The 2914-nt window shown below is 67.1% G+C and carries 3 protein-coding genes and 1 pseudogene; all 4 read left to right on the top strand.

Annotated elements, in window-relative coordinates; translation table 11 throughout:
* A pseudogene (locus tag ON27_RS44895) lies at window positions 1-123 on the top strand (mammalian cell entry protein); the annotation flags it as partial.
* On the top strand, window positions 123-1223 hold the full coding sequence (locus ON27_RS24910; RefSeq protein ID WP_043732738.1) for an MCE family protein: 1101 nt from the start codon (window positions 123-125) through the stop codon (window positions 1221-1223). The pseudogene ON27_RS44895 and the gene ON27_RS24910, both read left to right, overlap by 1 nt.
* On the top strand, window positions 1220-2344 hold the full coding sequence (locus ON27_RS24905) for an MCE family protein (RefSeq protein ID WP_043732735.1): 1125 nt from the start codon (window positions 1220-1222) through the stop codon (window positions 2342-2344). The genes ON27_RS24910 and ON27_RS24905 overlap by 4 nt, the downstream gene beginning before the upstream one ends.
* Window positions 2341-2914: MlaD family protein (locus ON27_RS24900; protein WP_043732732.1), on the top strand; the 574-nt coding region annotated here is incomplete at its 3' end. The genes ON27_RS24905 and ON27_RS24900, both read left to right, overlap by 4 nt.

The following is a 2914-nucleotide window of genomic DNA, read 5'->3' as shown; positions in this document are numbered from 1 at the left end:
CCCATCGCGCTGCGGCAGTTCAACAACGCCGTCGGGAACGGACCCTACGGCGACGTGTGGGCGCCGTGGTTCTTCCCGGACAACTGGCTGTGTTTCGCACATGCCGTACAGGGGTGCAACTGATGAGAACACGACGACTCGCCCAGCTCGGCGTGCTGATCGTGACCGCGCTGGTCACCGCGAGTTGCGGGCTCGTGCCCGACAGCCTGACCGCGCTGCCCCGGCAGTACCTCGGCGAACACGTGCGGATCAGCGCCGACTTCGAGAATGTGGCGGGCCTGTACGCGGGCAACGAGGTGGCGGTGCTCGGCGTTCCGGTGGGCCGCGTCGACACGGTGGTGGCCAAAGGCAGCTACGTCCAGGTCACCATGAGCTTGGAGAAGGGAACCAAGGTCCCGGCCGATGCGGTGGCCGCCCTGGTGTCGCCGCAGCTGATCACCAACCGTCATGTCGAACTCGCCCCCGCCTACAGCGGCGAGGGGCCGATCCTGACCGACGGCACGCACATCCCGCTGGCCAGGACGCGCACGCCGGTCGAGCTCGACCGCATCTTGCAGAACTTCGACCAGCTCGGAGCCGCGTTGCAGGGCGACAGCCAGAACGGCCCGATGGCCAGCCGGGTCCTGTTCCCGCTCCTGGACGGCAACGGCGACCGACTGCGCGAAACACTGGACGCGTTGTCCTCGGCTTTCGAGGTGACCTTCGCCAACAAGGACCAGATCTCGAACACGATCATCAAACTGAACGAGATCACCCACATCATCGCCCAGAACGACCGAACGGTTCGCGACTTCAGCGGCCGCCTCACCGAACTGGTCCAGCTGATGGGAGACCAGGCGCCCGGTCTGCAAGCGGTGCTGCGGCAACTGGACCAGTTCGTCACCAACACCTCCACGCTGGTCGGCGAGAACTCCGATCAGCTCGCCGGTGCGCTGGAGCGCTTCACGACCATCACCGAACAGATGCGGGCCAACGCCCGCGGCCTCACCGAGATCGTCGACGTCGGGCCGCTGCTGTTCGAGAACCTGTCCAACGCCGTCAGCCGGGAACACCAAGCGCTGCGCCTGCACGCGCTGACCGACAAGGTCCTGCTCGACAACGAGGTCGTGTCGCAGTTCTGCGAACGGATCCAGATGCGCCTCGACGGCTGCCGCACCGGAAAGATGCAGGACTTCGGGCCCGACTTCGGCCTCACCGCAGCGCTTCTGGGGATCTCGAAATGATCGGTACGAACGCGCTCCGGCGCACCGCGGTGGCGTCCGTGCTGGTCGCGGCACTGAGCACCGCGACAGGATGCAGCGTGACCGTGGCGAATCTGCCGATGCCCAAACCCGGCATCGGGGCGCCCGGCTACACCATTCGCGCCGCTTTCCGCGACGCGCTCAATCTGCCCGACCACGCCCACGTGAAAATCGGCGGCACCGACATCGGAGTCGTCACCGCGATCAGCACGACCAACTTCATCGCCGACGTGGAGATGCTGATCCGGGAGGATATCCAGCTGCCGCGCGGCACCACCGCCGAATTGCGGCAGGCGACGCCGCTCGGCGACATCTTCGTGGCCATGACCCTCCCGCGGACGACACCGAACGCCGAGAATCTGCGCGCCGGTGACGTCATCGGCACGGAGCACACCTCGGCGGCCGCGTCCGTGGAGCAGTTGATGATGTCGGTCTCGATGCTGATCAACGGCGGCGGCATCAACCAGGCCGCCAAGATCACCTCCGAGATGGATTCGATGTTCGCCGGCCGCGCGCCGCAACTCGCGCACCTGCTCAGCGAGTTGACCAGCGTCATCGCCGCGCTGAATCAGCGAACCGGCGACATCGACAACGTCCTGACCGGTCTCAACGTGCTGACCGGGGAATTGGCCAGGCGCAAAGCCGAACTGGGCGATGCCGCCGACACCTTCCCGGGGCTGTTGGCGCTGCTCGCCGAGAACAACCAGTCCATCGTGGACCTGCTCGACAAGGTCTCGATCACGATGACCGCGCTCGGCGACTTCACCGAGACCACCGGTCCGCAGGCGGTGAGCCTGTTCGACAGCATCCAGCGGTTGATGGCGGGCTTCACCCAGATGGGCGACGACCTCGGCGGAACGCTGGACGGTCTGCACACCCTCTACCCCTCGCTGATGGCGAGCCTGGACGGCCCGGCCCTGGCCGTCGCGGCGACGGTGTCCTACCTCAGTGTCGGGGCCCTGACCGATCCCTCCGGGAGCAGGCTGCCCGAAGTGGGCGACGTGCCCGCGTTCATCGGCAGCCTCGCGCAGGTCATCGAGCGGGTGATCGGCCGGGTCACCAGTCCGCCCCAGCAACCACAGCAGCAAGGAGGCGGGCGATGAACTCCCCCCTGTGGCAGTGGCTGGTGCGCCGCCGCATCGCGGTGGCGAACTTCGGCTTGGTCGTGGTGCTCGTCCTCGGTGCGGTCTATCTCGGCGCCGAAGTCCTGCGGATCAATCCGCTGCCCGACAACTATTCGGTGACAGTCGAATTGCAGTCCTCCGGCGGCTTGTCGGTGGGCAACGACGTCACCTTCCGCGGCACCAGGGTCGGCAAGGTCACGGAGGTGAAAGTGGCGGGCACCGGTGTCGCGGCCGTGGCCGAGATCGACTCGGCGGCGAAGATCCCGGTGGGCGGCACGGTGGCCGTCGGCCGGCTGTCGGCGGCGGGCGAGCAGTACCTGGACTTCCGCCCGGACTCCGACACCGGCCCCTATCTCACCGATGGCGCGCTGGTGGAGCGCTCCCAGACGACGGTCCCGGTCAGTGTGCAGTCGGTGCTGACCAACCTCAGCGGCTTCATCGGGGGACTGAATCCGGATCGGCTCAATGTGATCATCGACGAACTCGACAAGGCGCTGGCCGGGGGCCCCGACCAGCTGCGCAACATGGTGTCGGGCATCAGCCGCGCCA

Origin of the sequence: Nocardia asiatica NBRC 100129 (genome assembly GCF_000308415.1) — a bacterium.
In the GTDB taxonomy this organism is placed as follows: Bacteria; Actinomycetota; Actinomycetes; order Mycobacteriales; family Mycobacteriaceae; genus Nocardia; species Nocardia asiatica.
Note: the sequence above shows the minus strand (reverse complement) of the source record. Positions and strands in the feature narration are given on the sequence as shown.

What these genes read in the sequence shown, in the direction of transcription:
- ON27_RS24910 (WP_043732738.1), top strand. Translation starts at nt 123, where the DNA reads ATGAGAACACGACGACTCGCCCAGCTCGGCGTGCTGATCGTGACCGCG.
- ON27_RS24905 (WP_043732735.1), top strand. Translation starts at nt 1,220, where the DNA reads ATGATCGGTACGAACGCGCTCCGGCGCACCGCGGTGGCGTCCGTGCTG.